Annotated in this window: 23 protein-coding genes and 1 pseudogene; 15 read left to right on the plus strand and 9 right to left on the minus strand. The window is 67.4% G+C overall.

From position 1 onward, the window contains the following. Positions 1–22 precede the first annotated feature (22 nt). From argC to NA10_RS22115, 10 genes are all read left to right on the plus strand, one after another. A complete protein-coding gene (argC, locus tag NA10_RS22065) occupies positions 23–1,081 on the plus strand; it encodes an N-acetyl-gamma-glutamyl-phosphate reductase (RefSeq protein ID WP_067571052.1) in 1,059 nt (352 codons plus the stop codon). After that, on the plus strand, positions 1,078–2,289 hold the full coding sequence (gene argJ, locus NA10_RS22070) for a bifunctional glutamate N-acetyltransferase/amino-acid acetyltransferase ArgJ (RefSeq protein ID WP_157556672.1): 1,212 nt from the start codon (positions 1,078–1,080) through the stop codon (positions 2,287–2,289). Before argC ends, argJ begins: the two co-directional genes overlap by 4 nt. Then, positions 2,286–3,197: an acetylglutamate kinase gene (gene argB, locus NA10_RS22075; RefSeq protein ID WP_067570981.1), complete on the plus strand. Its 912-nt coding sequence runs from the start codon at positions 2,286–2,288 to the stop codon at positions 3,195–3,197. Before argJ ends, argB begins: the two co-directional genes overlap by 4 nt. Beyond that, positions 3,194–4,396, plus strand: coding sequence for an acetylornithine transaminase (locus NA10_RS22080; RefSeq protein WP_067570983.1), 1,203 nt, complete (start codon positions 3,194–3,196; stop codon positions 4,394–4,396). The genes argB and NA10_RS22080 overlap by 4 nt, the downstream gene beginning before the upstream one ends. Further along, the gene (gene argF / locus NA10_RS22085; RefSeq protein WP_067570985.1) at positions 4,393–5,334 is read left to right on the plus strand and encodes an ornithine carbamoyltransferase; all 942 of its coding nucleotides are present in this window, start codon (positions 4,393–4,395) and stop codon (positions 5,332–5,334) included. The genes NA10_RS22080 and argF overlap by 4 nt, the downstream gene beginning before the upstream one ends. Beyond that, positions 5,331–5,861, plus strand: coding sequence for an arginine repressor (locus NA10_RS22090; protein WP_067570986.1), 531 nt, complete (start codon positions 5,331–5,333; stop codon positions 5,859–5,861). The genes argF and NA10_RS22090 overlap by 4 nt, the downstream gene beginning before the upstream one ends. 661 nt (positions 5,862–6,522) lie before the next feature. Further along, on the plus strand, positions 6,523–7,725 hold the full coding sequence (locus NA10_RS22100) for an argininosuccinate synthase (protein ID WP_067570990.1): 1,203 nt from the start codon (positions 6,523–6,525) through the stop codon (positions 7,723–7,725). Between the two features lie 40 nt (positions 7,726–7,765). Further along, entirely contained in the window at positions 7,766–8,683 is a 918-nt protein-coding gene (locus tag NA10_RS22105; protein ID WP_067570992.1) for an SAM-dependent methyltransferase, read from the plus strand. Next, entirely contained in the window at positions 8,680–10,101 is a 1,422-nt protein-coding gene (argH, locus tag NA10_RS22110; protein ID WP_067570993.1) for an argininosuccinate lyase, read from the plus strand. Before NA10_RS22105 ends, argH begins: the two co-directional genes overlap by 4 nt. A gap of 504 nt (positions 10,102–10,605) precedes the next feature. Beyond that, positions 10,606–10,929: a DMT family transporter gene (locus NA10_RS22115; RefSeq protein ID WP_067570995.1), complete on the plus strand. Its 324-nt coding sequence runs from the start codon at positions 10,606–10,608 to the stop codon at positions 10,927–10,929. 52 nt (positions 10,930–10,981) lie between these two features. Here the strand turns inward: NA10_RS22115 and ilvA are convergent, their stop codons facing one another. Both ilvA and NA10_RS22125 read right to left on the minus strand, forming a co-directional pair. Continuing rightward, positions 10,982–12,205, minus strand: a complete 1,224-nt coding sequence (gene ilvA / locus NA10_RS22120) for a threonine ammonia-lyase (RefSeq protein ID WP_373862401.1) — start codon at positions 12,203–12,205, stop codon at positions 10,982–10,984. A gap of 330 nt (positions 12,206–12,535) precedes the next feature. Then, entirely contained in the window at positions 12,536–12,745 is a 210-nt protein-coding gene (locus NA10_RS22125) for a hypothetical protein (RefSeq protein ID WP_157556673.1), read from the minus strand. Positions 12,746–12,855: 110 nt separating this feature from the next. Between NA10_RS22125 and NA10_RS36975 the strand changes: the two genes are divergently transcribed. From NA10_RS36975 to NA10_RS22135, 3 genes are all read left to right on the plus strand, one after another. Then, positions 12,856–13,002 (plus strand): hypothetical protein, encoded by a 147-nt coding sequence (locus tag NA10_RS36975; RefSeq protein ID WP_157556674.1) that lies wholly within the window; start codon positions 12,856–12,858, stop codon positions 13,000–13,002. A gap of 83 nt (positions 13,003–13,085) precedes the next feature. Further along, positions 13,086–13,811 carry a GntR family transcriptional regulator gene (locus tag NA10_RS22130; protein WP_067570999.1) on the plus strand — a complete coding sequence of 242 codons (726 nt, stop codon included), beginning with the start codon at positions 13,086–13,088 and terminating at the stop codon, positions 13,809–13,811. Positions 13,812–13,891: 80 nt separating this feature from the next. After that, complete coding sequence (locus NA10_RS22135) at positions 13,892–15,376, plus strand: NCS1 family nucleobase:cation symporter-1 (RefSeq protein ID WP_067571001.1); 1,485 nt, start codon at positions 13,892–13,894, stop codon at positions 15,374–15,376. A gap of 50 nt (positions 15,377–15,426) precedes the next feature. Here NA10_RS22135 and idi read toward each other — a convergent pair whose 3' ends face one another. From idi to NA10_RS22155, 4 genes and pseudogenes are all read right to left on the minus strand, one after another. Continuing rightward, the gene (gene idi / locus NA10_RS22140) at positions 15,427–15,996 is read right to left on the minus strand and encodes an isopentenyl-diphosphate Delta-isomerase (RefSeq protein ID WP_245677643.1); all 570 of its coding nucleotides are present in this window, start codon (positions 15,994–15,996) and stop codon (positions 15,427–15,429) included. Then, positions 15,993–16,862, minus strand: a complete 870-nt coding sequence (locus tag NA10_RS22145) for a geranyl diphosphate 2-C-methyltransferase (RefSeq protein ID WP_067571004.1) — start codon at positions 16,860–16,862, stop codon at positions 15,993–15,995. The genes idi and NA10_RS22145 overlap by 4 nt, the downstream gene beginning before the upstream one ends. 146 nt (positions 16,863–17,008) lie before the next feature. Then, positions 17,009–18,402: pseudogene (locus NA10_RS22150) on the minus strand (family 2 encapsulin nanocompartment cargo protein terpene cyclase). Between the two features lie 12 nt (positions 18,403–18,414). Continuing rightward, positions 18,415–19,821 (minus strand): family 2B encapsulin nanocompartment shell protein, encoded by a 1,407-nt coding sequence (locus tag NA10_RS22155; RefSeq protein ID WP_067571006.1) that lies wholly within the window; start codon positions 19,819–19,821, stop codon positions 18,415–18,417. Between the two features lie 477 nt (positions 19,822–20,298). On the opposite strand from NA10_RS22155, the gene NA10_RS22160 reads away from it, so the two are divergent. Next, positions 20,299–23,262 carry an AMP-binding protein gene (locus NA10_RS22160; protein ID WP_067571008.1) on the plus strand — a complete coding sequence of 988 codons (2,964 nt, stop codon included), beginning with the start codon at positions 20,299–20,301 and terminating at the stop codon, positions 23,260–23,262. Between the two features lie 162 nt (positions 23,263–23,424). Next, positions 23,425–24,066: a methyltransferase domain-containing protein gene (locus NA10_RS22165; protein WP_245677646.1), complete on the plus strand. Its 642-nt coding sequence runs from the start codon at positions 23,425–23,427 to the stop codon at positions 24,064–24,066. Between the two features lie 56 nt (positions 24,067–24,122). On the opposite strand, the gene NA10_RS22170 is transcribed toward NA10_RS22165, so the two are convergent. The 3 genes from NA10_RS22170 to NA10_RS22180 all read right to left on the minus strand — a co-directional run bounded on the left by NA10_RS22170 (position 24,123) and on the right by NA10_RS22180 (position 26,685). Continuing rightward, positions 24,123–24,395, minus strand: coding sequence for a hypothetical protein (locus tag NA10_RS22170; RefSeq protein ID WP_067571013.1), 273 nt, complete (start codon positions 24,393–24,395; stop codon positions 24,123–24,125). A 120-nt stretch (positions 24,396–24,515) separates the two neighbouring features. Beyond that, positions 24,516–25,655, minus strand: coding sequence for a dTDP-4-amino-4,6-dideoxygalactose transaminase (gene rffA, locus NA10_RS22175; RefSeq protein WP_067571015.1), 1,140 nt, complete (start codon positions 25,653–25,655; stop codon positions 24,516–24,518). Beyond that, complete coding sequence (locus tag NA10_RS22180; RefSeq protein ID WP_084515124.1) at positions 25,645–26,685, minus strand: glycosyltransferase; 1,041 nt, start codon at positions 26,683–26,685, stop codon at positions 25,645–25,647. Before NA10_RS22180 ends, rffA begins: the two co-directional genes overlap by 11 nt. Positions 26,686–26,870: the final 185 nt, after the last annotated feature.

Below are 26,870 nucleotides of genomic sequence, written 5' to 3' on the forward strand. Positions count from 1 at the left end.
CACTGTCGTGCATAATCATCACATGGCGGATACCTCTGGTGGGCCCCTCGTGCGGGTCGCGGTCGCTGGTGCGAGTGGGTACGCGGGCGGTGAAGTCCTGCGTCTGCTGCTGGGGCATCCAGCCTATCGAAGCGGGCGTCTCGAGATCGGGGCGCTGACCGCCGGATCCAATGCCGGAAGCCCGCTGGGCGAACTTCAGCCGCATCTGCTGCCCCTGGCCGACCGGGTGCTCGGACCGACCACCGTGGACGAGCTCGCCGGGCATGACGTGGTGTTCCTGGGCCTGCCGCACGGACAGTCCGCGGCCATTGCCAAGGCGCTGCCCGAATCGACCGTCATCATCGACTGCGGAGCCGACTTCCGGCTCACCGACGGCGCGGCCTGGGAGAAGTACTACGGCACGCCCCACGCGGGCAGCTGGCCGTACGGCCTGCCCGAACTGCCGGGTCAGCGGGACCTGCTGCGCGGGGCGACCCGGATCGCGGTGCCCGGCTGCTATCCGACCGTCTCGAGCCTCGCGCTGGCACCGGCCATCGCCGCGGGGATTATCGAACCGACGGTGAATGTGGTTGCCGTGAGCGGCACCTCGGGCGCGGGCCGCAAACTCGATGTGGGCCTGCTGGGCTCAGAAGTGATGGGCTCGCTGCGCGCGTACAGCATCGCGGGCGCGCACCGGCACACCCCCGAGATCGCGCAGAACCTGAAAGCCGCCGGCGGAGTGGACGTCGCGGTGTCCTTCACCCCCGTGCTGGCTCCGCTGCCGCGCGGCATTCTGGCCACCTGCACGGCCCCGACGCGGGTGGATGCCGCCGCTGCCCGCGCCGTCTACGAAAAAGCCTATGCCGATGAGCCCTTCGTGCACCTGCTGCCCGAAGGCGTACTGCCGCAGACCGGTTCGGTGCTGGGCTCCAATGCGGTCACCCTTCAGGTGGCCGTGGACGCCGACGCCGGATTGCTGATTGTGATCGGCGCGATCGACAACCTTGCCAAAGGCACCGCCGGAGCGGCGGTGCAATCCATGAATCTGGCTCTCGGATTGGACGAGACCGCAGGACTTTCCACCGTAGGAGTGGCACCGTGACGACGAATATCGACGGCAAGCTGGTTCGGACCCAGGGTGTCACCGCACCCCTGGGCTTCCGCGCGGCCGGCATCACCGCGGGGATCAAGGCCAGTGGAAAGCCGGATCTGGCACTGGTTTTCAGTGAGGGGCCGGAGTATTCGGCGGCCGGTGTCTTCACCCGCAACAAGGTCAAGGCCGCGCCGGTGCTGTGGTCGCAGCAGGTGCTGAAGACCGGGCGACTGCGCGCGGTCATCCTCAATTCCGGTGGGGCCAATGCCTGTACGGGTCCGGGCGGATTCCAGGACACGCACGCCACCGCCGAGGAGCTCGCCAAGGCGCTGAGCAACTGGGGCACCGAGACCGGGGCGGGTGAGATCGCGGTCTGCTCAACGGGTTTGATCGGCGACCGGCTGCCCATGGACAAGCTGCTGCCCGCCGTCACCGAGATCGTGCATGAGATGGGCGGCGGGCTCTCGGGCGGGGCCGAGGCCGCGCGGGCCATTATGACCACCGATACGGTGCCGAAAGAGGTTGCGTACCACCACCGGGACAAGTGGAACGTCGGCGGAATGGGCAAGGGTGCGGGCATGCTCGCACCGTCGCTGGCCACCATGCTGATCGTGCTCACCACCGATGCCGTGGCCACCCCGGCGCAGTTGGACGAGGCGCTGCGCAAGGCCACCCGGCTCACCTTCGATCGCCTGGATGTGGACGGTTCCTGCTCCACCAATGACACCGTGCTGCTGCTCGCCAATGGCGCGAGCGGGGTCGCGCCCAGTCAGGGCGAGCTCGACGCCGCCGTCTTCGCGGTCTGCGACGATCTGTCCGAACAGCTCATGGGCGATGCCGAGGGCGTCACCAAGCGGGTGCACATCACCGTGCGCGGGGCGGTCAGCGCGGACGAAGCCCTGATCGGCGCGCGGGCCTTGGCGCGGGACAGCCTGGTCAAGACCGCGTTCTTCGGTTCGGATCCGAACTGGGGGCGGGTGCTCGCCGCAATCGGTATCGCGCCGATCGAGCTGGAGCAGGACCGGGTTTCGGTGTCCTTCAACGGGCATCCGGTGTGCGTGAACGGAATGGGCGCGCCCGGCGCGCGCGAGGTCGATCTCTCCGGTGCGGATATCCAGGTGCTGGTCGATCTCGGCCTGGGCGACGGGGAGGCGACCATTCGCACCACCGATCTCTCGCACGGATACGTCGAAGAGAATTCGGCCTACAGCTCATGAGCTCGGCGCGGGAACAGCTTTCGGCCCTGGACAAGGCGCATGTGCTCGCCGACGCGCTGCCGTGGCTGCAGAAGTTCCGGGACAAGATCGTCGTGGTCAAATACGGCGGCAATGCCATGATCGACGAGGAGCTCAAGCGGGCGTTCGCCGCCGATATGGCATTCCTGCGCACCGTCGGGGTGCATCCGGTGGTGGTGCACGGCGGCGGCCCGCAGATCAGCGCCATGCTGAAAAGGCTCGGTCTGCAAGGGGAATTCCGCGGCGGCTTCCGGGTCACCACCCCCGAGGTGATGGACGTGGTGCGCATGGTGCTGTTCGGGCAGGTCGGCCGCGAGCTGGTCGGACTGATCAATGCGCACGGGCCGTACGCGGTCGGCATCTCCGGTGAGGACGCGCGGCTGTTCACCGCCACCCGGCGCACCGTGACCGTGGACGGCGCGGCCACCGATATCGGCCTGGTCGGCGACGTCACCCAGGTGAATCCCGAGGCGGTGCTGGATCTCATTGCGGCGGGGCGCATTCCGGTGGTCTCCACCATCGCCCCCGACTCGGACGGCGTGGTGCACAACATCAATGCCGATACCGCCGCGGCCGCGCTGGCCCAGGGCATCGGCGCGGAGAAACTCGTCATCCTCACCGATGTCGAAGGTCTGTACACGAATTGGCCGGATCGGTCCTCGCTGACCACGCGCATCGACGGCGATGAACTGGCCAAGTTGCTGCCGAGCCTGGATGCGGGCATGGTCCCCAAGATGGAAGCCTGCCTGCGCGCCGTCGAAGGCGGCGTGCCCACCGCGCACGTGATCGACGGGCGGGTACCGCATTCGGTGCTATTGGAGCTGTTCACCGGCGAGGGCATCGGCACCATGGTGACCCCCGCCGAGAGTTCGAACGGAGTGGAGTCATGAGCACAGCCGACCTGCAGCAACGGTGGAACTCCGCGCTGATGAACAATTACGGCACCCCCAAGGTGGCGCTGGTGCGCGGTGCGGGCGCGGTCGTCTACGACGCCGACGGCAAGCGCTATCTCGACTTCCTCGGCGGTATCGCGGTCAACAGCCTCGGGCACGCGCATCCGGCGATTCTGGCGGCGGTCACCCAGCAGCTGGGCACGCTCGGACACGTCTCCAATCTGTATGCGAGCGAACCGGTGATCGAATTGGCCGAGCGGCTGCTCGCGCACTTCGGGGACGGGCACGGCCGGGCGTTCTTCTGCAACTCCGGGACCGAGGCCAACGAGGCCGCGTTCAAGATGGCGCGGTTGACGGGTAAGACCAAGATCGTCGCGTGTGAAGAGGCGTTCCACGGGCGGACCATGGGCGCGCTGGCTTTGACGGGGCAGCGGTCCAAGCGCACGCCGTTCGAGCCCATGCCCGCGGGCGTCGTCCATGTGCCCTACGGTGATTCGGCCGCGCTGGCCGCCGCCGTCGATGACGACACCGCCGCGGTATTCCTCGAACCCATGATGGGGGAGAGCGGTGTGGTGGTGCCGCCCGCCGACTATCTGGCCCAGGCCCGCGCCATCACCAAAGAGCATGGCGCACTGTTGATTCTGGACGAGGTGCAGACCGGGATCGGGCGCACCGGAGCGTTCTACGCGCATCAGGCGGCGGGGATCGTGCCCGATGTGATCACCCTGGCCAAGGGGCTCGGCGGTGGACTGCCCATCGGCGCGGTGCTCGCGCAGGGGGCGGCCGCGGAGCTGTTGCAGCCGGGTATGCACGGCACCACCTTCGGCGGTAATCCCGTCTGTGCCGCAGCGGCTTTGGCGGTGCTGCGCACCATCGACGAGGAGGGGCTGCTCGCCCACGTCGAGACGGTCGGCAAGATCATCACCGACGGTATCGACGCGCTGGATCATCCCCTGGTCGACCATGTGCGGGGTGCGGGTCTGCTCATCGGCATCCAACTCACGGCCGATGTCTCCGCGCAGGTCGAAGCCGCCGCCCGGGAGACCGGTTATCTGGTGAATCCCGCCAAGCCCAATGTGATCCGGCTGGCTCCGCCGCTGGTGCTCACCGAAACCCAGGCCGACAATTTCCTGTCCGACCTGCCCGGCATTCTCGATGCCGCACAGGCCGGGGCCGAGAAGGAGCACACCAAGTGACCGTTCGACACTTCCTGCGCGATGATGATGTGAGCCCCGCCGAACAGGCCGAAATCCTGTCCATCGCAGCGGATCTCAAGAAGGCACCGCTGTCGCTGCGGCCGCTGGACGGGCCACGCGGGGTGGCGGTCATGTTCGAGAAGAACTCGACCCGCACCCGCTTCTCCTTCGAAATGGGCATCGCCCAGCTCGGCGGCCATGCCGTCGTGGTCGACGGGCGGGACACCCAGCTGGGTCGCGAGGAGACCCTCGCCGATACCGGGCGCGTGCTCTCGCGCTATGTGGACGCCATTGTCTGGCGCACCTTCGGCCAGCAACGTCTGGACGAAATGGCCGGGGCCGCAACCGTTCCCGTGGTTAACGCGCTCTCCAACGAATTCCATCCCTGTCAGGTCCTGGCCGACCTGCAGACCCTGCGGGAGCGCAAGGGCGATCTGACCGGTCGCACCCTCGCCTACCTCGGCGACGGTGCGAACAATATGTCGCACTCGCTGCTGCTGGGCGGGGTGACGGCGGGCCTGAACGTAACCATCGCCGCCCCCGCGGGTTTCGAGCCGCTGGGCTGGATCGTGGATCTGGCCCACAAGCGCGCCGCCGAAACCGGCGCCAAGATCACCCTCACCGATGATCCGCAGGCCGCGGCCGAAGGCGCGGACGCCCTGGTGACCGACACCTGGATGTCCATGGGCCAGGAGGGTGACGGTCGCGACCGCGTCGCCCCCTTCCGTCCCTTCCAGGTCAACGCGGACCTGCTCGCCCGCGCGGCGTCGGATGTGACCGTCCTGCACTGCCTTCCGGCCCACCGCGGTGAGGAGGTCACCGACGAGGTCATCGACGGCCCGCACAGCGCGGTCTGGGACGAGGCCGAGAACCGTCTGCACGCCCAGAAGGCGCTGCTGGTCTGGCTGCTGCGCCAACACGACCGGGGTGCGGCGTGACCAGCGGCGACCGCCGCACTCCCGCAACGGTTTCCGGGAAATCGGGTGCGGCCATAGCCCGCACCCGGGCCGGTCGCCAAGCCAGAATCGTGGCCATCCTCTCCCAGCACGAGGTTCGCAGCCAATCCGAATTGGCCGCCCTGCTCTCCGGTGAGGGCATCGACACCACCCAGGCCACCCTCTCGCGCGACCTCGATGAACTCGGTGCGGTGAAACTCCGCGCCGCCGACGGCGGCGCCGGAGTCTACGTGGTCCCCGAAGACGGCAGCCCCGTCCGAGGGGTCACCGGCGGTACCGAACGCCTCTCGAAACTCCTGGGCGACCTCCTGGTCTCCACCGACGCCAGCGGCAACATAGCGGTCCTGCGCACCCCACCCGGCGCCGCCCACTTCCTCGCCAGCGCCCTCGACCGCGCCGCCCTCCCCGAAATAGTCGGCACCATAGCCGGCGACGACACCATCGCCGTCATAGCCCGCGAACCCGTCACCGGCGCCGAGTTGGCCGCCAAAATAGAACACCTCGCCTGATCGCGCGATGGGCTCGGCCCACCCGATGGGGGGCTGGATCCGACGAGCCGATATCGGCCGTGTTTGTGCGGGCGTCGGTGTGTCGGGGTGCGAAGTTCCAGGGACGGGATTGGTTGCTGGATGGATGACGAATCCGGCGGCATCGAGATCCAGTCGCCTGTCGGTGTGGACGACGACCAGCCGTGGAATGCGCCACGGCGCGAGTAGATCCGCCGCCCAATCGGCGGTCGGTCGATACTCGGCCCCGGCTCGGGACGCGGCGTCGATGGTTGCTTCGACCTGTCGCAGACCGGATTCCAGTCCGTACCACCCGGTCGTCGGAAGCGGTCGCAGCGGTTGCCGAGCGCACAGGTCGAACACCTCGGCCGGATCGGTGACCTGCCACCCGGCGGGCGTGCGCACGGTCGGCCCGGCGCGGTCGGTGTCGGCGAGGATCTGGGAGACCCTCGCCCGCGTGGCATGGATCGCGTCCGCGATCTCGGTCTGGCGCATCGCACCGGGGTTCTCGAGCAGGCACCCGAGAACGGCGGCCGGAACCCGGGCCATCGCGAATATGATTCCCCACCCCCAGTTATGAATGGGATTGCATCATCGTGCATAATCATTTGTAGGACGCCGGGGGAACCGACCTACACGTATCTAATCGAGGAGCACACGGACTATGACCAAGCGCGTCGTACTCGCCTACTCCGGCGGGCTGGACACATCGGTCGCGATCAGCTGGATCGCCAAGGAGACCGGGGCCGAGGTGGTCGCGGTGGCGATCGACCTGGGTCAGGGCGGCGAGGACATGAACGATGTGCGCCAGCGCGCGCTCGACTGCGGTGCGGTCGAGTCGATCGTGGTGGATGCGCGCGATGAGTTCGCCAATGAGTACTGCCTGCCGACCATTCAGTCCAACGCGCTGTACATGGGCCGCTACCCGCTGGTCTCCGCGATCTCCCGGCCGCTGATCGTCAAGCATCTGGTCGAGGCCGCCGAATACCATGGCGCGGATACGGTTTCGCACGGCTGCACCGGCAAGGGCAACGATCAGGTGCGGTTCGAGGTCGGCATCGGCGCGCTCGCCCCCGATCTGAAGGTCATCGCCCCGGTCCGCGACTACGCCTGGACCCGCGAGAAGGCCATCGAGTTCGCGGCCGAGAACAAGCTGCCGATCAACGTCTCCAAGAAGTCCCCTTTCTCCATCGACCAGAACCTGTGGGGCCGCGCGGTCGAGACCGGCTTCCTCGAGGACCTCTGGAACGCCCCGACCAAGGACGTCTACGACTACACCGTCGACCCGACCGTCAACTTCGAGGCCCCCGACGAGCTCATCGTCACCTTCGACAAGGGCATCCCGGTCGCCATCGACGGCCGCCCGGTCAGCATGCTCGAGGCCATCACCGAGCTGAACAAGCGCGCGGGCCGTCAGGGCGTGGGCCGCCTCGATATGGTCGAGGACCGGCTCGTCGGCATCAAGAGCCGCGAGATCTACGAGGCCCCGGGCGCGATCGCCCTCATCACCGCGCACCAGGAGATGGAAGCGGTCACCATCGAGCGCGAGCTGGGCCGCTACAAGCGGCAGGTCGAGCAGCGCTGGGGCGAGCTGGTCTACGACGGCCTGTGGTTCTCCCCGCTCAAGCGCGCGCTGGACGCCTTCGTGCGGGACACCCAGCAGCACGTCTCCGGCGATGTCCGGATGGTGCTGCACGGCGGCAGCGTGGTCGTGAACGGCCGTCGCTCGGACGAATCGCTGTACGACTTCAACCTGGCCACCTACGACGCGGGCGACACCTTCGACCAGTCCCTCGCGAAGGGCTTCGTGCAGATCCACGGCCTGTCGTCCAAGGTCGCGGCGCGTCGGGATCTCAGCAAGAAGTAGTAGCCTGCGACCGGGACTCGACCGGCCCGAGGAGGCGCCCATGCGAACCGATGACGACAGCTGGGACATCACCGAGAGTGTGGGCGCGACCGCCATCGGCGTCGCCGCTATGCGGGCCTACGAGACCCGGCGCGCGGACGCGCTTTTCAGCGACCCGTATGCCGAGAAGCTGGTCGAGGCGGTCGGCTCGGAGAACTGGACCGCCATGCTGCGCGGTACCCGCGAGGATCTGCGCGAGCAGGGCGGCTCCTTCATCCAGGGCGTGATGGGCTACTTCCTGATCGCGCGCACCCTCTACTTCGACAAGTACTTCGCCGATGCGATGGACGTGGGCGTGCGCCAGTTCGTCATCCTGGCCTCGGGCCTGGATGCCCGCGCCTATCGCATGCAATGGCCTTCCGGCAGTGTGGTTTTCGAACTCGATCAGCCGAAAGTGCTGGAGTTCAAGGCGAAAGCGCTCGCGCAGGACACCCCGGCCGCCGATCGTCGCGAGGTGCCGATCGACCTGCGTCAGGACTGGCCGAAAGCCCTGCTGGACAAGGGTTTCGATCCAGCCGAGCCGACCGCCTGGCTCGCCGAGGGCCTGCTCCGCTACCTCCCCGGCGACGCCCAGGACCGACTGCTCGACCATGTCGCCGAACTCAGCGCCCCCGGCAGTCGGATGGCGCTGAATATCGGCCCCGGCGAACGCGCGCTCTCCGACGATTTCCGCAAGCGTCGCGCGGAAGCGCTGGCCAAGAACGGAATCCGCGTCGACCTGGAGCAGCTCTGGTATCCGTGGGAGGGTCGCACCGACCCGCGCACCTGGTTCGCCATGCGCGGCTGGCTGGTTCGCGAGGGCGATCCGGTCGCCCTGCTGCAAGACCGCGGCCGTACCGTTCTCGGGGCGGCACTGCCCGATATGAGCACACACATTCTGATGACCGCGATACGACCGCGAGGAGACGACACGCTATGACCGAGGGCGGCAGCACGAACGAGGGCGCGCTGTGGGGCGGACGATTCGCCTCCGGCCCGGCCGCGGCGATGGCCGCGCTGAGCAAGTCGACCCACTTCGACTGGGTGCTCGCGCCCTACGACATCCGCGCCTCGAAAGCCCATGCGCGCGTGCTGCACAAGGCCGGACTGCTTTCGGCGAGTGATCTCGAGGCCATGCTCACCGGACTCGATCAGCTCGCCGCCGATGTGGCCTCGGGCGCATACGGTCCCGCCGATTCCGACGAGGACGTGCACGGTGCGCTCGAACGCGGTCTGATCGAGCGCGTCGGCACCGAACTCGGCGGTCGCCTGCGCGCCGGTCGTTCCCGTAATGACCAGGTGGCCACCCTGTTCCGGATGTGGCTGCGCGATGGTGTGCGCCGCGTCGCCGCGGGTGTGCTGGATGTGGTCGATGCCCTCGTCGCCCAGGCCGCGGCGCATCCCGATGCCGTCATGCCCGGCAAAACGCATTTGCAGGCCGCGCAGCCGGTGCTGCTCGCGCATCATCTGCTCGCCCACGCGCATCCGCTGCTGCGCGATATCGACCGCCTGCGCGATTGGGACAGGCGCGCCGCCATTTCCCCGTACGGTTCGGGAGCACTCGCGGGTTCCTCGCTGGGCCTGGATCCGGAGGCGATTGCCGCCGACCTGAATTTCGATGCGGCGGCGGCCAATTCGATCGACGCCACCTCCTCGCGCGATTTCGCCGCCGAGGCGGCGTTCGTGCTGGCCATGACCGCGGTCGACCTCTCCCGCATGGCGGAGGAGGTGATCATCTGGAGCACACCGGAATTCGGTTACATCACCCTGGCCGATGCCTGGTCCACCGGCTCCTCGATCATGCCGCAGAAGAAGAACCCGGACGTCTCGGAACTGACGCGCGGCAAGGCCGGTCGCCTGATCGGCAACCTCACCGGCCTGCTCGCCACCCTCAAGGCGCAGCCCCTGGCGTACAACCGCGACCTGCAAGAGGACAAGGAACCGGTCTTCGATTCGGTGGCCCAGCTCGAGCTGCTGCTCCCGGCCATCGCGGGCCTGGTCTCCACTCTGACCTTCCACACCGACCGTATGGCCGAGCTGGCCCCGGCCGGCTTCACGCTCGCTACCGATATCGCCGAATGGCTTGTCCGCCAGGGTGTTCCGTTCCGTGTCGCACACGAGGCGGCCGGCGGCTGCGTGCGCGCCGCCGAGGCCCGCGGCGTCGGCCTGGACGAACTCACCGATGCCGAATTCGCCGCCGTCGACCCGGCCTTGACCCCGCAGGTCCGCGAGGTCCTCACCGTCGCAGGCTCCATCGCCTCCCGCAACGCCCGGGGCGGCACCGCCGGCGTCCAGGTCGCCAAACAGCTCGAAGAGGTCCGCTCGACCGCCGCCGAACAGCGCACCTGGCTGGCTTGAGTAACGCAGACCCGGTGGCCGTCGCGACATGCGACGGTCACCGGGTCGAATCGTGTTATCCGCGACGGTAATTCATATGTTTTGTGGCGGGCACCGAGACGCGGCCGGGATTGCGTACGCCCGGTAGCGGTTGCTGCTTCTTACCCTTGCCGCGGCGTTCACGGCGGGACAGCTGCTGGTCGACCGGGGCTGAATCTTGCGACCGGGGTTCGGCATTCGAGGGCTTGGCAGGCATGAGTCCTCCCGAGGGGATGCGTGACCGACTCACCGGAAGCGGTGGGTCAGTACGGGTATATGTCGCAGTGCGACGGAATTCGGCGTTCAGTGCCGGACGGCGCGCGCGGGCACGCGGAGACTGGAGCTCACGGGTGCGTGGCGCGAAGCGCTCAGAAGTGCGGTGGCATCCACATGCGGACCAGGTTAACCAGACGGCGGCGCATTGTGCATCCCCTTTTCCCGGAGTGTGCTTCCGGTGCGGACCGCCCGGCCCGTTACGCTCCGGCCATGACCTTGCTGCTGCTCGGATTGGCCATTGCCTGCGAAGTGAGCGCCACGGTGTCGCTGAAGATCTCCGACGGGTTCAGCAAGCTGGTTCCGTCGATCATCGTGGTGCTCGGATACGGGGCGGCGTTCTGGTTCCTGTCGCAGGCGCTCAAACGCGGGATGGCGATCGGAGTCGCCTACGGCATCTGGTCCGCGGTGGGCGTGGTGGCGGTCTCGGTGATCGGGGCGCTGTTCCTGGACCAGAAGTTGACCCTGGTGCAGGTGGGCGGGATCGGGCTGGTGATCGCGGGGGTGCTGGCGCTGGAACTGGGTGGGGCGCACTGAGACTGCGCCGCGACCGCGGGGTGGCGACCCGGTCGAGGCCGCCATCTGGAGCTCAATCCTCCACGCGCAGTACGTATCCCGCTTCGGCGAGGGCGTCGATCACTTCGTCGCGATGCACGGGGCCGCGCGTTTCCAGGGTGAGCATGACCTCGACTTCGTCGATGGCGAGCCACGCGCCGGTGCGGGAATGGACCACGTCCAGGACGCTCGCACCACTGCGGCCGAGTTCGGCGAGCAGGCTGCCGAGGCTGCCCGGACGGTCGGAAATGGTCACCCGGGCGGCAAGGTAGCGGCCCGCCGCGCTCAGACCGTGGCCGATGACGCGGGTCAACAGCAGCGGATCGATATTGCCGCCGGAGAGTATGGCGCACACCGGACCTCGCAGGTCCAGCTCGGCGAGCTCACACGCCATGAGCGCGGCCACCGCCGCCGCCCCGGCCGGTTCGACAATCAGTTTGGCGCGTTCCATACAGAGCAGCAGCGCCTTGGACAGGGCGTCCTCATCCACGGTGACAATGCTCGGCGCGCATTCGATGATGTGCCCGAACGGCACCTCGCCCGGCAGTCCGACGGCGATACCGTCGGCCATGGTCGTCATCTGTTCCAGCCGAATGGGTTTACCCGCCTCGATCGACACCGGCCAGGCCGCCGCGCCCTGCGCCTGCACCCCGATCACCCGCACCTGCGGGGCCAATTGCCTTAGCGCACCGGCGATTCCGGCCAGTAGCCCGCCACCGCCTGTGGGCACGATAACGGTGCCGACATCGGGCAACTGCTCCAGGATCTCGAGCGCGATCGTGCCCTGCCCGGCCACGATATCGGGATGGTCGAACGGATGCACCAGCGTTGCCCCGGTCTGCTCCGCGAATTCCCTTGCGGCGGCGAGAGATTCATCGATGGTATCGCCGACCTGATGGACCGTCGCGCCATATGCTCTGGTGGCCACCAACTTCGGCAGCGCCGCGCCCACCGGCATGAACACCGTCGACTCGATACCGAGCGAGGTCGCCGACCACGCCACGCCCTGGGCGTGATTGCCCGCGCTCGCCGCCACCACACCGCGACGCCGTTCGGCCTCGGGCAGATTCGCGATCCGGTTGTACGCGCCGCGCGGCTTGAACGATCCGGTGCGCTGCAGGTTCTCGCATTTGAGCCACACCCCATGTCCGGTGCGTTCGGCCAGTACCCGCGAGGCCACCACCGGGGTCCGGCGAATCACCGGTGCCAGCAGGGTCGCCGCCGCATCTATCCGCGCGATCAGGTCCATGGCGGCCATGCTGCCAGCTGACAGCGGAACTGTCGCGTATCGCTCGGGCCGGCACCGGGAATCGCGCCGCCACGCGTGTGGACCGCGCGTGGTTCGAAAGCCCGGTCCCTGGCCACCGCGCGCGCTATCTTTCTGACGAATCGCGCTGACCTGGGCCGATGCGATCAGAGCGGTGACCAATCCGAGGCGTGAGCAATCAGCGCCGTGAGCGATCAGAGCAGTGAGCAACCAGAGCAGCGAGCGATCAGAGCAGTGAGCAACCAGAGCAGTGGCAGAGGAAACCCGTGTCCAAAGCAGGGCAGCTGCTCGCGACCGCCGCCATCGCCTCCGCGATGAGCCTCACGCCCTGGGCGGCACCCCGACCGCCGCGGCCGCCATCTCCAGCTGCGCGGGCGGCGACTTCCGCTGGACCGCCGCCGACGGCGCGATCACCATGCGGCCCGCCCTGCTGACCTTCACCTCGGTCGGCCGCCTCTGGGACTGCACCGGCCCGGCGAATATCTCCGGCGGCACCTTCACCGGCGTCCACATCGCCTGGTCCGACTGCATGCACCCCGCCGACGGCCCGCTCACGGTCACCATCACCTGGGATAACGGCGAAGTCAGCACCCTGTGGGGCCCGTGGCCGGTCGGCATGTCCCAGCCCACCATCGGCCCCCATGGACGTCATCGACGGCTACGGCAAGGGCAGCCGCGTCCGGGTGGTCGCCACCTACGAAATGACGGAACCCGAGATGGTGATGGGCTGTGTGAACGGCACGGGCGTGAAGACCGGCCCCGGAAAGCTCTCCGCCACCTTGATGTAGGAACACCCGGGGGGCCGCCCGACTTTTCACGGTTGTGACACAGCCGACCGAGAAAGTGAACACGGGAAACATAGCGTGGCGCTATGCCTCCACGCCGACGCTCCGCCCTGCTGGCCACGCTGGTGGTCGACCAACCGGGTCGGCCGCAGATCATTCTCGGTGAATTGCGCCGGGTCATCCTCGATGGCGCGGCCCCGCCCGGCACTGTGATTCCGCTGCGCGAGATCGCGGAACTCTTCGGCGTCAGCCATATTCCGGTCCGCGAGGCGCTCAAAACCCTCATCGGCGAGAACCTGGTCACCCATGAACAGCACGCCGGATACACCGTCGCACAGTTGACCGCCGCCGAACTCCGCGAAATGTACGTGGTGCGACAGACTTTGGAGGAGGCCGCGCTTGCCCTGGCCGCCGTCAACGCCCGCGCCGACGACCGCGCCGCCCTGATCGCCGCGAACACCCTGCTGGAGAAGGCGATTCACGAGGACGATTCGGTGGCTTACCACCGGCATTCGCGCACCTTCCATCTCGCGCTGACCCGGCCCTCGCGCATGTTCCGGCTGGTGCACATGCTGGAGGCCGCCTGGAATGTCACCGAACCCGTCCAGCCCATGGTCCATGTGTCCCAGGGGGACCGGCAACGCCTGCACGGCGATCACAACCTGATGCTGGATGCCTTCCTGAATCGCGATATCGATCGTCTGCTCGCTATCGCGCGGCGACACCACGATCGGCTGGAGCAGGTGATCTCCACGCTGCCAGCCGATATCGGCCTGCTGATGCCCCAGGAAGATATATCGATCCCGCAATGAGCGGGCAATAGAGGTGCAACGGAAGGGCAATAGCCCGTTCCTACTTTGGTCCGACCATTGCTCTCCGGATCGGATGCACCATGACCGATATCGTCACCCCCGCCACCCCGGCGGACTCACCGCCCGTGACGGCCCCAGTCTACGACCCCGCCCTCACCAATGACGACCTGGCCCCCCTGCGCGAACAACGCTGGGGCTCTTACCATATCTTCGCCTTCTGGATGTCGGACGTGCACAGCGTCGGCGGCTATGTCACCGCCGGGAGCCTCTTCGCACTCGGCCTGGCCGGCTGGCAGGTGCTCGCGGCCCTGCTCATCGGCATCACCATCGTGTACTTCCTGTGTAATCTGGTCGCCGCGCCCAGCCAGCGCGCGGGCGTCCCGTATCCGGTCATGTGCCGCAGCGCCTTCGGTGTGCGCGGGGCGAATATCCCGGCGATCATTCGCGGTCTGATAGCGGTCGCCTGGTACGGCATCCAAACGTATCTGGCCTCGGCGGCGCTGATAGTCGTCGCGGTGAAGCTCTTTCCGAGCCTGGCCCCGTACGCGGTGGCCGAGGACTACGGGTTCCTCGGCCTGTCCCTGCTGGGCTGGGGCGCGTACCTGGTGCTGTGGGTGGTGCAGGCCGCGGTGTTCTGGCAGGGCATGGAGTCCATTCGCCGGTTCATCGACTTCTGCGGTCCCGCGGTGTATGTCGTGATGTTCATCCTCTGCGGCTACCTGATCTACAAGGCGGGATGGGGCTCGATCGACCTGCAACTGGGCTCGGTGAAATACCACGGCTGGGATGCCCTGCCGGTGATCCTGGGCGCGATCGCGCTGGTGGTGTCGTACTTCTGCGGCCCGATGCTGAACTTCGGCGACTTCTCCCGCTACGCGAAATCGATGCGGGCGGTCAAGCGCGGCAATCTGCTCGGCCTGCCGGTCAACTTCCTGGCGTTCTCGCTGCTGGTCGTCATCACCGCCTCGCTGACGATTCCGGTGTACGGCGAGCTCATCACCGATCCGGTGGAGACGGTCTCGCGGATCGACTCGACCTTCGCGATCGTGTTGGGCGCGTTGACCTTCACCATTGCCACGGTCGGCATCAATATCGTCGCCAACTTCATCTCCCCGGCCTTCGATTTCTCCCATGTGAGCCCGCAGAAGATCAGCTGGCGGATGGGCGGCATGATCGCGGCGGTCGGCTCCATCATCATCACGCCCTGGAACCTCTACAACAATCCCGATGTCATCCACTACACCCTCGAGGTGCTGGGCGCGTTCATCGGCCCGCTGTTCGGCGTGCTGATCGCCGACTACTACCTGATTCGCGACCGCACCATCAACGTCGACGATCTGTTCACCCTGTCGCCGACCGGAAGCTACTGGTACAGAAAGGGTTTCAACCCGGTCGCGGTGATCGCCACCATTGTCGGCGCGGCCGCGGCGGTCTTCCCGGTGCTGGCCAAGGATGTCACCGGCATGTACACCGCCGCCCAGTACAGCTGGTTCATCGGCTGCGGCCTGGCCCTGGTCATCTACTACGCCCTGGCCAAACGCTCCCGCTTCGCCATGAAGGTCTGACGAAAACCCGTGCGCCCCAGCGATGGTCATCCACCGCTGGGGGATCGGGCTCAGCAGTGGTTGCGCTCGGCGATATCGAGGACCTGAGCCAGCCAGGGGGTGTATCCGGCGGGGACCGCGGACATGGCGGTGCGCAGCTCTTCGATGCTCACCCACATGGTTTCCGCGACCTCGGCCGGATTCGGCTCGGGCACTTCGTCTTCCACCCGGCCCAGCACCACGTGATCGAATTCGTACTCGACGCGACCGGTGGCCGGATCGACGGCCTGGTAGCTGAAGGTGCCGGCCTCGGCCAGCTCGACGGACAGGCCCATCTCCTCGCGCAGCCGTGTGGCCGCGGCGTCCAGGACCGACTGGCCGGGCGCGGGATGTCCGCAGCAGGTGTTCGTCCACAGCAGCGGGAAGCGCGTTTTGACGCCCGCGCGCTGCTGCAGCAGCACCTGCCCGCTGTCGTCGAAGAGCAGTACCGAGAAGGCCCGGTGCAGCTGTCCGGGCGCGGTGTGGGCCGCCGCCACCGGCAGCGATCCGGTCGCGCGACCGTGCTCGTCCACCAGCTCGACGAGCAGGGTTTCGCGATCGGCGGCCGCCGAGGCGTCGGGAGTGTCGAGAGTGCCGGTCACCGGCCCACCTTATCGGCGGCGATCATCAGGTATTGGAAGCTGCCCTCCCCGTAGGAGGTCAGGAAGGGCTCTTCCACGCCGGTGGCCAGCTCGGAGTGGGTGCGCAGCTCCCAGTACGGAATGGTGTCCGGGGTCAGGTCGGTGACCGAGACCGGGACCAGATTATTCGCGGCCATAGCCTTGAAGTATTCGCTGCGCGGATGGATATTGCAGCCGTAGCGCGCGTCGATCCAGCTCACCGAGGCCGAGCGGGCGCCGAACACGTCATTGGAACAGCCGGTGATGCAGACATAGCGCCCGCCGGGCTTCAGCAGCCGGGAGAACTCGGCGAAGAGTTCGTAGAGATCCACGTACATGGTGGTCTCATTGGTCCAGATGCCGCGCATGACGCCGGATTCGAATCCGGTGTCGAGCATGTTCTCGAAGTGGAACCGCACCTTGTCGGCGGCACCGCGATCACGGGCCTGATCATTGGCCAATCCGGCCTGGTATTCGGAGATGGTGACGCCGTCCATCCGGCAGCCGAAGCGCTGATTGGCCATGAAACTGGTGCCGCCGCGCCCGGAGCCGCCGTCCATCAGCCGGTCGTCCGGGCCGATATCGCCGAGATGGTCGAGCAGCAGATCGGCCTGCGCGGTCTCGAGCCGGTGCAATTCCTTCACCAGGCGCTCCTGGCGGGTGTCCTCCGGACCTTCCAGAACCGACAGATCGGGCGCGCCGATGCCGTAGTGATGGTGGTAGAGCCCGTCCACCTCTCCGAGCACGGTATTGACGCGGGCGTCATTGGGATTGTTGTTCCAGTACGCGGCGACCGATTTCTGATACTCGGTGCGCAGGACGTCGGTCTCGGGGTGCAGCGCGGTCATGGCAGCTCGTCCTCTCGCTTGGTGAGTGCAGATGAAGAGTCGAAAAACCTTGGAGCTCAGGGTGTTTCGCTATAGCGGCGGCTGTCGGCGTGCCAGGCGCGATTTCCGCCCATCCAGGCCCAGAGCCCGCCGAGGAAGCGGCGCAGTTAGGGGGAGCCGGTGGCGGCGAGCGCACCCGCCTCGGCCTCGAACCGGTGCACCGGTTCGTCGTGCACTTCGGCGGTGCGTTGCACGGCATCGGCGCGGGAGCACTTCTCCTCGGCCGCCAGCACCGTGGGGAGATTGAATTCCCTTCCGCCGGAGAGGTCTTCACGAGCCATCGAGTAGAGATCGTTCACCATCTGACTGGCCAGCGCCGCGGTGGTGACCACCCGCCGCACCCGCGGATCGGTGTACTCCGCGGCGGGCAGTTCGTAGCCGCCGACCGTGTCCACGGGCGCCATGCACGGCAGGAAGCTGTGCGGTTGGCGATTGAGCAGGTACTCCCACACCGGGGGCATGCGCCCCGCCCCCGCCAGCCCGCCTCCGCGCCGAGTGCGATGAACCAGCCCGCGATCTCGGTGCGCAACCGGGCGACCTGGGTAGGGGAGGCGAACTGTGACAGGTGTTCGAAGGAGGTCCGGAAGGCCCGCAGAATCGGATCGCTCTGCATGGCGGCCTCCACCCGGACCCGGTACCGGATCGGCAGGTGCACCGGATCCATTGCCGCGGCGGCCAGTTCGAGCCGGGGCCCCAGCTCCGCCTCGGCGCTGGAGTGTGAGTCGTCCGGGGCGATATCGCCGGCGTCCTCCTCGCAGTAGTAGTCGTCCACCGACCATTCCGAGACGGCGCATTTGGCCGCGGCCAGCAGCCGGTCCGCATCATCGCAGTCCGGATGCGCGAGCATGATCAACCGCCCGAAAGCCGCCTTGCGGAGTTCATCCAGGCGGCCTTCGTAGAGTCCGATCTCCTTGGCCCAGGCCAGGATTCCAACATTCACCGCCTCGCCGAGTTCCGCATTGTCGCGCACCGGCGGCGGACAGTACAGCGGCGGAATCGCTCGCCCGCGCGCCGGTTCGCGCCGCTCGAAGGGTGCGCCGAAACCGGCGTGCGGATGCGAAAGGTGATGTGCGGCGGTCGAAGGCGAGTCACCGGTCGGCGGCGCCGCATGCGCCTTCGGGGCCGGGGTGGCGTTCCCGGTCGGCGTCTGCTCCACCCGATGCGGTCGCCGCGACGGCGGGGGCGTGCGCCACACCCCGCGCGGTGCGGGGCGAGGCGGCGTCGGCGTCGGCGTCGCCAGGGTGTCGGGCGTGGGCAGATTCACCAGTAGGCTCGCGGACCCCAACCCCATGGGACCGAGTAGCCGTTTGGGCGACAGATGCGTCTCGGCCGCATCGGATTCGCCTAATCGTGGATCATCCAGTGCGCCTTGGCTTTCCGGTGTCTCCGGGAATACCGGCCGGGACGGCGCGTTCGGATCGAAGGATTTCAGCAGGGCGGCGACGGCCGCCGCCACCTCGTGGGTGGCGGGCGGCGCGGCGGCGCGGGACAGCACCGACATGGCCTGCTCCGATCAGTCGGACTGACGGGCGACCAGCACATTGTCGAGAATGCCGAGCGCGTCGGGGACCAGGACGGCGGCCGAGTAATAGCAGCTCACGAGGTACGAGATGATCGACTGATCGTCGATCCCCTTGAACCGCACATTCAGGCTGGGCTCGTACTCGTCCGGAATGCCGGTCTGGTGCAGGCCGATGACGCCCTGATCCTTCTCGCCGGTGCGCATGGCCATGATCGAGGTGGTCTGGGTATCGCTCACCGGGATCTTGCCGCACGGGAAGATCGGCACCCCGCGCCAGGCCGGCACGCGATGGCCGTCCACCTCCACCGGATCCGGGTAGAGGCCGCGCCTGGTGCATTCGCGGCCGAACGCGGCGATCGCCTTCGGATGTGCCAGAAAGAGTTTGGTGCCGCGCCGCATGCTGAGCAGCTCGTCCATATCGTCCGGGGTCGGCGGGCCGGACTCGGTGTAGATGCGCTGCTTGAGATCGCAGTTGTGCAGCAGCCCGAAGTCGGGATTGTTCACCAGGTCGTATTCGCGCCGCTCGTACATGGCCTCGATGGTCAGGCGCAGCTGCTGTTCGATCTGATCCATCGGATCGTTGAACAGATCGGCGACGCGGGTGTGCACCCGCAGCACGCTCTGTCCCAGGCTGAGCTCGTATTCGCGCGGTTGATCGTCGTAGTCGACGAAGGTGCCGTCGAGCAGGGGCTCACCGGAGTGACCGGAGGCGACCACGATCTCGGCCTCGCCGTATTTGTTCTGCGGGGCGGCGGCCTGGCTCGCCACCGCCTCCAAATGCCGTGCCAGCGCGGGGATCTGGTCATTGAGCTGCTCGAGCGCCTGCCGGGTGAGCACCAGCATGGTGGTGGGGGTGACGGTCTTGATGGTGACCGGCCAGATGGCATCGGGATCGACCAGGGTCTCGTCACCGTAGAAGTCGCCGCCCGCGAGCATGCCGAGCTTGGTGGTCTCACCGTATTGGCCGGTGCCCATCTTGCTGAGCTTGCCGTGCACGATGAGCAGCACCTGATCCATCGGGTTGCCGAATTCGGCAACCACGGTGCCCGGGGCCAGATCTCGCTGTTCGAAGCGCTGCGAGACGGTGGAGAGCACCTCTTCGTCGTCGAAGCCGCGCAGCTGCGGCAGCTCCTGGAGTTCGAGGGGGATGACCCGGGCGTGCGGGCCATTGATGATGAACTCCACCTCGCCATTGCCGACGGTGTGGGTCAGACGCCGGTTGACGCGGTACACACCGCCCTTGACCTGGGTCCACGGCAGGCTGCGGGTCAGCCACCGGGAGCTGATGCCCTGCATCTGAGGTTCGGATTTGGTGGTGTGCGCCAGCTGGCTGGCGGCGGCGGTACTGAGGGTCTTGCGCTGGTGGTTGTCGGTCTGGAGGGGCAATTCAATGGTCATGCTGCGGTCCTGACCTCGAAGGGCCACCGCGTGGGCAAGCGGTGGAGTCCACGGCGATAGAGCAGACCCGACCCGGGCCTGCGAAAACTAGCCACTTGAATGAAATGACAAGCGCGACAGTGTGTTCCAGCGATACCGATGGTAGGTCGACGAATCACGTAAGCGCAGCGGAATGCATAAACATGATGTCTGGTGTATTGCTATCGCCGGGGTGTCGCGATTTCGCGGCCTCGCAATCGTGCGTTCGCGGGCGTTTCAGCCGGGTCTTCGACCAGCGTGCTGACCGGCCGGCACCGGCGATGATCTCGGCATTCGCAGCTTCACAAAAATAGCTGAACCGACCGGGCTGTTCGTAGAATTCGCCGCGCCCGGGGGTGTGCTCGCATGGTGCTGGTCACAGCGCCCACGCGATAGGGTGGCTCTATGGCAAGCTCATCTGGACGCGTTGGGGCGGATGACGCAGGTCACGAGCAGATTATGTCTGGGAGCGAAGCCGTGAAATTCAATACGAAGTCCGTTGTGGGGCCGATGCAGCGCCTGATGGCGACCGCCCAGAACGGACTCGAGGTGATCCGGTTCGGGGGACTGGTTCACGAGATCGAATCCTCGCCGTACGAGATCGCCGAGCGGAAGCGCATGTATCGGCTGCGGCACTACTTCCCGGACGCGGAGGGAACCGACCGTCCGGTAGTGGTATTGGTGCCGCCCATCATGGTCACCGCCGAGATCTGGGATGTGAATGCCGCCGACGGGGCGGTCGGCATTCTGCACGCCGCCGGAATCGACTGCTGGGTGGTCGATTTCGGCTCACCCACCACCGAGGAGGGCGGCTGGGACCGCGATCTCGCCGACCATGTGCTGGCGGTCAGCAGCGCCATCGACACGGTCAACGAATTGACCGGCCGCGGTGTGCATCTCATGGGCTATTCGCAGGGCGGCATGTTCGCATATCAGACTGCGGCCTACCGGCTCGGCAGCGGTGTGGAGTCGATCGTCACCTTCGGCAGTCCGGTGGACGCGGTCGCGGGCATCCCGTTCGGCATTCCCTACGGCGTCGCCTCGGGTGCGGCGGAGTTCCTGGCCGACCATGTGCTGAACCGGCTGCCCATCACCGATTCCATGGTGCGCCTGGGCTTCCAGGCCCTGGACCCGGTCAAGACCGCCAAGGCGCGGATCGACTTCCTGCGCCAGCTGCACGATCGCGAGGCCCTGCTGCCCAAGGAGCGCCAGCGCCGCTTCCTCGAGGCGGACGGCTGGCTCGGCTATCCCGGGCCCGCGCTCACCGATCTGCTCCGGCAGTTCATCAAGCACAATCGAATGATGCTGGGCGGCTTCGTCATTCGTGACCAGCCGATTTCGCTGGCCGATCTCAAATGCCCGATCCTGGCCTTCGTCGGCGAGGTCGACGATATCGGCCAGCCCGCCGCCGTCCGCGGTATCGTGCGCGCCGCGCCCAATGCCGAGGTGTACGAAGCCAGCGTGGTGGCAGGGCATTTCGGGCTCGTCTCGGGTTCCACCGCCACCAAGCACACCTGGCCGGTGGTGCGCGACTGGGTGAACTGGCTGAGCAAGCGCGGCGAACTGCCCCCGCAGATCGTGCCCATGAGCCAGGAGGTCGCCCGCAAGGGACCCAGCACCGGACTCACCCGCGCCATGCACGCGGTCGGCAGCCTCGCCGAGGCGGGCGCGGGCCTGAGCAAGACCATCGAAGGGGTCGCCGGTCAAACCCTGCGCGGCACAGTCGAATTGACCGGTGAGGCGGCGCGCGCCCTGCCGCGCCTGACCCGCCTGGGCATGATCCAGCCGCATACCCGAATCTCGCTGGGCCGCTTGCTCTCCGAACAGGCGCGGCGCGGACCGGACCGGGAGGCTTTCCTTTTCGAGGATCGCGTGCACACGCATTTCGCGGTGAATCAGCGCATCGACAATGTGGTGCGCGGACTCATCTCGGTCGGCGTGCGGCCCGCCACCCGGGTCGGCGTGGTCATGGAGACCCGGCCCAGCGCCATGGTCGCCATCGCCGCGCTGTCGCGGCTCGGCGCCGTCGCGGTATTGCTCGCGCCCCGCAGCGAATTGACCAAGGTCGTCGCGCTGACCGGAACCAAACTGCTGATCACCGATCCGGAGAACCTGCCGGACGCGGCCGCCACCGGCACCCGCGTTCTGGTGCTCGGCGGCGGTGAGGCCCGCGGCCTGGACGTCCCCGCCGGATGCGATGTCACCGATCTGGAGAAGATCGATCCCGCCGCGGTCACGCTGCCCGGCTGGTATCAGCCCAATCCGGGCCTCGCCCGGGAACTGGCGTTCATTCTGGTGACCGGCACCGGCGACCGCTTCGATATCAAGTACGTCACCAATCACCGCTGGGCGCTGTCCGCCTTCGGCACCGCCTCGGCCGCGGACCTCGGTCGCCGCGATACCGTGTACTGCCTTGCGCCACTGCATCATTCCTCCGGTCTGCTGGTCAGCCTGGGCGGCGCGGTGGCCGGTGGCAGCCGGATCGCGCTGGCCCGTTCGCTCGATCCGGCGCAGTTCGCGGCCGAGGTGCACCGGTACGGCGTCACCGTGGTCACCTACACCTGGACCATGCTGCGCGACATTCTCGACGCCGACACCTTCCCCAGCGGTCATCCGCATCCGATCCGGTTGTTCATCGGCTCGGGTATGCCCGCGGGTCTGTGGCGGCGCACCCAGGAGCGTTTCGCCCCCGCCCGGGTGCTGGAGTTCTACGCCTCCATCGAGGGAGATGTGGTGCTGGCCAATGTCTCCGGCGCGAAGATCGGCTCCAAGGGCCGCCCGGTGCCGGGCACGGCCAAGGTCGAACTCATCGCCTACGACCCGCTGACCGATGAGATCCAGGTGGAGGATTCGGGTTTCGCGCGCCGCTGCGCCGAGAACGAGGTCGGACTACTCATCGGCACCGCCTCGGACACCGTGGACGTCTCCGCGGGCGGTCTGCGCGGGGTGTTCACCCCCGGCGATGCGTGGATGCCGACGGAGAACCTCTTCCGCCGCGACAGCGATGGCGACTACTGGCTGATGGACCGCCGCGACACCGTGATCCACACTCCGCGCGGGCCGGTCTACACCCAGCCGATCATCGATCTGCTCAACGACATCACCGCGGTGGATATGGAGGTCGCCTACGGTCTGCCCGCCGGTGATCGCACCCTCGCGGTGGCGGCGGTCAGCATTCGCGCGGGACTGCGGTTGTCGCCGAAGGATGTCACCGAGGCGCTGCGCGATCTGGCTCCCGATCAGCGGCCCGATCTGGTCTACGTGGTGGACGAGATTCCGCGCAGCTCCACCTTCCGGCCCTCCACCCGAGCGGTGCAGGCGGCGGGCCGTCCCGCGCCGGGCGATCGAACCTGGTGGTACAACCGGGAATCGGAGTCCTACGAGAACCTCACCGAGGAACTCGCCGAGCGGCTCTTCGCCTGAGCGGCGTTCGGACAGTACGCCCACGACGATCGGCCGGGTCGGGGGTCCGGCCGATCACCGCTGTATCGACGAGTCTAGAGATCGCCGGTCCGGGCCCGCATCCCCGAAATTCTTGGGCTCGGCGGCCGTTGACATTTTTCGCGCGGCGGTAGCATCGGGAAGGTGAATCCCCTTGCCGCACGTGTGATGTCCACTGTTGCCGGTCAACTCGGCAATCCGCACGGCCTGTTGGGCAAGGGCACCGCGCTCATGCTCAATCGGGTCAATCGATTCCTGATCGACGAGGCGGTGGCCGCGGTCGCGCCGACGGCGGGGGAGACGGTCGCCGATATCGGATTCGGCGGCGGTGTGGGCCTGTCGCTGCTGCTCGACCGGGTCGGCCCCACCGGCACCGTGCACGGTGTCGAGATCTCACCGGATATGCTGCACCGCGCCAAGACCACCTTCGCGACCGCCATCGGCGCGGGCCGATTGCAGGTGCTGGCGGGCTCACTCACCGAACTGCCGTTCGCCAGGGCCGGCCTGGACGCGGCGATCACGGTCAACACCATCTACTTCGTGCCCGAATTGGACCGCGTCTGTGCGGAATTCGCCCGCGTGCTCAGCCCGCAGGGCCGGGTCGCGGTCGGCATCGGCGATCCGGACGGCATGGCCAAGATGCCCTTCACCCAATTCGGCTTCCGGCTGCGCCCCGTCGCCGAGGTCATCGCCGCCCTGGAATCGGCCGGTCTGGTGGTGGAGGATCACGTTGTCGACCACAAGCCCATCCCCGGCCACATCCTCGTGGCCCGCCCCAAGAACTGATTCGTTCCGCCGAGCCGAGATACCTGCACCGTGGCTATTTCGTCCACGGGCCGGTGTCAGCAGCCGACCAGGTTCCCCGAACGCGGACCGCGGCGGCCACTCCGGCGCGCCTCGATCGCGGCCTCGCTGAAGGCACTGATGCGCGCGTTCTCCCGCGACTCCCGCCAGATGAGCCGGCCTTGCAACCGCGGTGCGTCCCCGATCGGGAAGTAGGTGATGCGCGGGTGGGCGCGATAGCAGGAACCCTCGTCACCCACCACGAACGCACCCTCGCCGCCGCCGACGAGACTGATGGCCTCCTGCAGGGCGGTCTTGCCGTGCCGGATCATCCGGCCCTCGGGCGTGCGTTCGCCCTGGCACTCCTGCGTTTCCGCCGGACCGCGGTCTGAACGCCGATCGGCCGGTCGCCGCGAAGGTGACCGGCCGATCGGTATTGTCGTGCGTGCCGGTCAGACGGTGAAGGCGGTGATGGCTTCGACGACGCGGTTCAGCTGCTGTTCGGTGAGACCGGGCCAGAGCGGAAGGCGGACAATGGTTCCGGAGAACTCCGCGCTGCGCACGCAGGGGGTGGGGGTGCGGCCCAGTTTCAGGCCCGCCGGGCTGGAGTCCAGCGGGATGTAATGGAACGGGGCCGAAATGCCCTGTGCGCCAAGGTACCTGATCAGGTCGTCACGACGGTCCTCGGTGGGGACGCGCAGGAAGTACAGGTGCGCGGTGTGCTCGCGATCCTCGGGGACCGTCATGAGCTGAACGTCGTTGCGGGCGGCCCACTCCGGGAGCGCGGCCGCGTAGTGATTCCACACCCGATGCCGATTGGCCTGAATGGTGTCGAACTCCGCGAGCTGGGCGTCCAGGACGGCGGCGTTCAATTCGCTCGGCAGATAGCTCGAGCCGATGTCCTGCCAGGAGTACTTGTCCACCGCGCCGCGCAGGAAGCGCGCCCGGTCGGTGCCCTTCTCGCGCACGATCTCCGCACGCGCCATGAGGATCTCATCGGTGAGCAGCAGCGCGCCGCCCTCACCGCAGTGCACGTTCTTGGTGTCGTGGAAGCTCAGCGCACCGACCGTGCCGATGGTGCCCAGCGGCTGTCCGCGCCAGGTGCCGCCGAGACCGTGAGCGGTGTCCTCGATGAGCGCCAGCCCGTGCGCGTCCGCGATCTGCCGCAGCCGTTCCATATCCGCGCCGACGCCGCCGTAGTGGATGATCACCACCGCCTTGGTGCGCGGGGTCACCGCGGCGGCCACCGATTCGGGATCGATATTGCCGGTGGCCAGGTCGATATCGGCGAAAACCACTGTGGCGCCGCGCAATGCCATGGCGGTCGCGGTCGAGGTGAAGGCGAAGCTCGGCACGATCACTTCGTCATCGGGCCCGAGTTCCAGCAGCAGCCCGGCCATTTCGAGCGCATGCGTGCACGAGGTGGTCAGCAGCGCGTACGGCGCGGCGGTGATATCGCGCAGTTTGGCGGTGGCCGCCGCGGTGAACGGGCCGTCGCCGTGGCTGTGATCCGACGACAGCACGGCTTCCACATTCGCCAGCTCACCCTTGGCACGGAACGGACGGCTGAAGATGATGCGATCAGTGCTCACCCGGGTCGATCCCCCTCGCTCCTGCGTTGCTGTACTGGAAATCCTGGTCCGCGTCGGGCGAATGCCGTTGCACCGGTCGCGGTGTCGGCGAATCTACCGTCAAATACAGCGGTTTGCCCACGAGTACGTGCAAGGCCACACCGAGGTACTCGGCGATCAAGCCGAGCGAGAACAGCACCGCGCCCGAACACAGCAGCAGTACCGTCATGAGCGAGGCCCAGCCTTCGGGATCGGTGCCGCTGTTGGTGAGCGCGTGATAGACCACCCACGTCGCCATCCCCACGCCCGCCAGCGCGAGCGTCACCCCGAGCATGCTCACCAGGCGCAGACCGCGAGTTCCGCTGCACAGCACCATCTTCCAGAACAGCGAGAACAGTCGCCGGTAGTTGTACCCGGACTCCTCGCGCCCTTCCGCCCGCAACTGCACCGGCACCTGCGCCACATCGCTCACCACCCAGGTGAGCGCCACATCCAGATACACGCCATTGGAGGCGACCTGCGCCAGCTGCCGCGCGATATCGCCGCGAATCAGCCGATAGCTCTCGAACCGGGTCGAATCCGGGAACGCGAAAATCGTTGCCAGCACGATCTTCGCGCCGCGCGAGGTGATATTGCGCAGGAAGCCGTGCGGGCGGGTGTTGACCGGTTTGGAGTAGACCAGATCGGCGCGCCGGGCCATGGCCGCGTCCAGGAAGTCGGCGATGAACGCCGGATCGTGCTGCCCGTCCTCATCCATGGTGACGGTCCAGTCGCCGGTGGCGGCGGCCATACCGGCGATGGTGGCGGCGTCCTGACCGTAATTGCGGCTCATCCACACCACCCGCACCTGCGGATAGGTCTGCTCCAACTCCTGGAGCACCACATCCGAGCGATCCGGTCCGTGATCATGCACGAGCACGATCTCGTTCACCGTGAACTCCGCGCCCGCGGGTGTGCGCACCGGTCCGCTGAGCTTGTCCAACTCGGCGACGAGCGCGGCGATGGTGTCCTGTCCGCGATAGACGGGGACCACGACGGAGACGGCGTGCACCCGCGTCGGTCCGTTCGGACCGGAGGTGACGCTCGGAGCGGTCTGCGACCGGAGCGGGCGAGACGGAATCGGCATCAGCTGGATCGACTTTCGATGACGGTGCGTGCCGGAACTCCACGGCGAATGACAGAGCCCGAACCGCGCTGAACTCTAACACGGTGCAGGTGGCGGCTTCCGGGGTGCGA

This window comes from Nocardia acidivorans NBRC 108247 (genome assembly GCF_001625085.1).
Taxonomy (GTDB): Bacteria; Actinomycetota; Actinomycetes; order Mycobacteriales; family Mycobacteriaceae; genus Nocardia; species Nocardia acidivorans.

Excerpts from the sequence above, each read along its gene's own strand:
- NA10_RS22100 (WP_067570990.1), top strand. The coding sequence starts at position 6,523 with ATGACCAAGCGCGTCGTACTCGCCTACTCCGGCGGGCTGGACACATCG.
- argH (WP_067570993.1), top strand. The coding sequence starts at position 8,680 with ATGACCGAGGGCGGCAGCACGAACGAGGGCGCGCTGTGGGGCGGACGA.
- ilvA (WP_373862401.1), bottom strand. The coding sequence starts at position 12,205 with ATGGCCGCCATGGACCTGATCGCGCGGATAGATGCGGCGGCGACCCTG.
- NA10_RS22135 (WP_067571001.1), top strand. The coding sequence starts at position 13,892 with ATGACCGATATCGTCACCCCCGCCACCCCGGCGGACTCACCGCCCGTG.
- NA10_RS22155 (WP_067571006.1), bottom strand. The coding sequence starts at position 19,821 with ATGACCATTGAATTGCCCCTCCAGACCGACAACCACCAGCGCAAGACC.
- argC (WP_067571052.1), top strand. The coding sequence starts at position 23 with ATGGCGGATACCTCTGGTGGGCCCCTCGTGCGGGTCGCGGTCGCTGGT.
- NA10_RS22125 (WP_157556673.1), bottom strand. The coding sequence starts at position 12,745 with ATGCAGTCGGACCAGGCGATGTGGACGCCGGTGAAGGTGCCGCCGGAG.
- NA10_RS22130 (WP_067570999.1), top strand. The coding sequence starts at position 13,086 with ATGCCTCCACGCCGACGCTCCGCCCTGCTGGCCACGCTGGTGGTCGAC.
- NA10_RS22105 (WP_067570992.1), top strand. The coding sequence starts at position 7,766 with ATGCGAACCGATGACGACAGCTGGGACATCACCGAGAGTGTGGGCGCG.
- NA10_RS36975 (WP_157556674.1), top strand. The coding sequence starts at position 12,856 with ATGGACGTCATCGACGGCTACGGCAAGGGCAGCCGCGTCCGGGTGGTC.
- NA10_RS22170 (WP_067571013.1), bottom strand. The coding sequence starts at position 24,395 with ATGATCCGGCACGGCAAGACCGCCCTGCAGGAGGCCATCAGTCTCGTC.
- NA10_RS22160 (WP_067571008.1), top strand. The coding sequence starts at position 20,299 with ATGTCTGGGAGCGAAGCCGTGAAATTCAATACGAAGTCCGTTGTGGGG.
- NA10_RS22080 (WP_067570983.1), top strand. The coding sequence starts at position 3,194 with ATGAGCACAGCCGACCTGCAGCAACGGTGGAACTCCGCGCTGATGAAC.
- argB (WP_067570981.1), top strand. The coding sequence starts at position 2,286 with ATGAGCTCGGCGCGGGAACAGCTTTCGGCCCTGGACAAGGCGCATGTG.
- NA10_RS22115 (WP_067570995.1), top strand. The coding sequence starts at position 10,606 with ATGACCTTGCTGCTGCTCGGATTGGCCATTGCCTGCGAAGTGAGCGCC.
- NA10_RS22145 (WP_067571004.1), bottom strand. The coding sequence starts at position 16,862 with ATGACCGCGCTGCACCCCGAGACCGACGTCCTGCGCACCGAGTATCAG.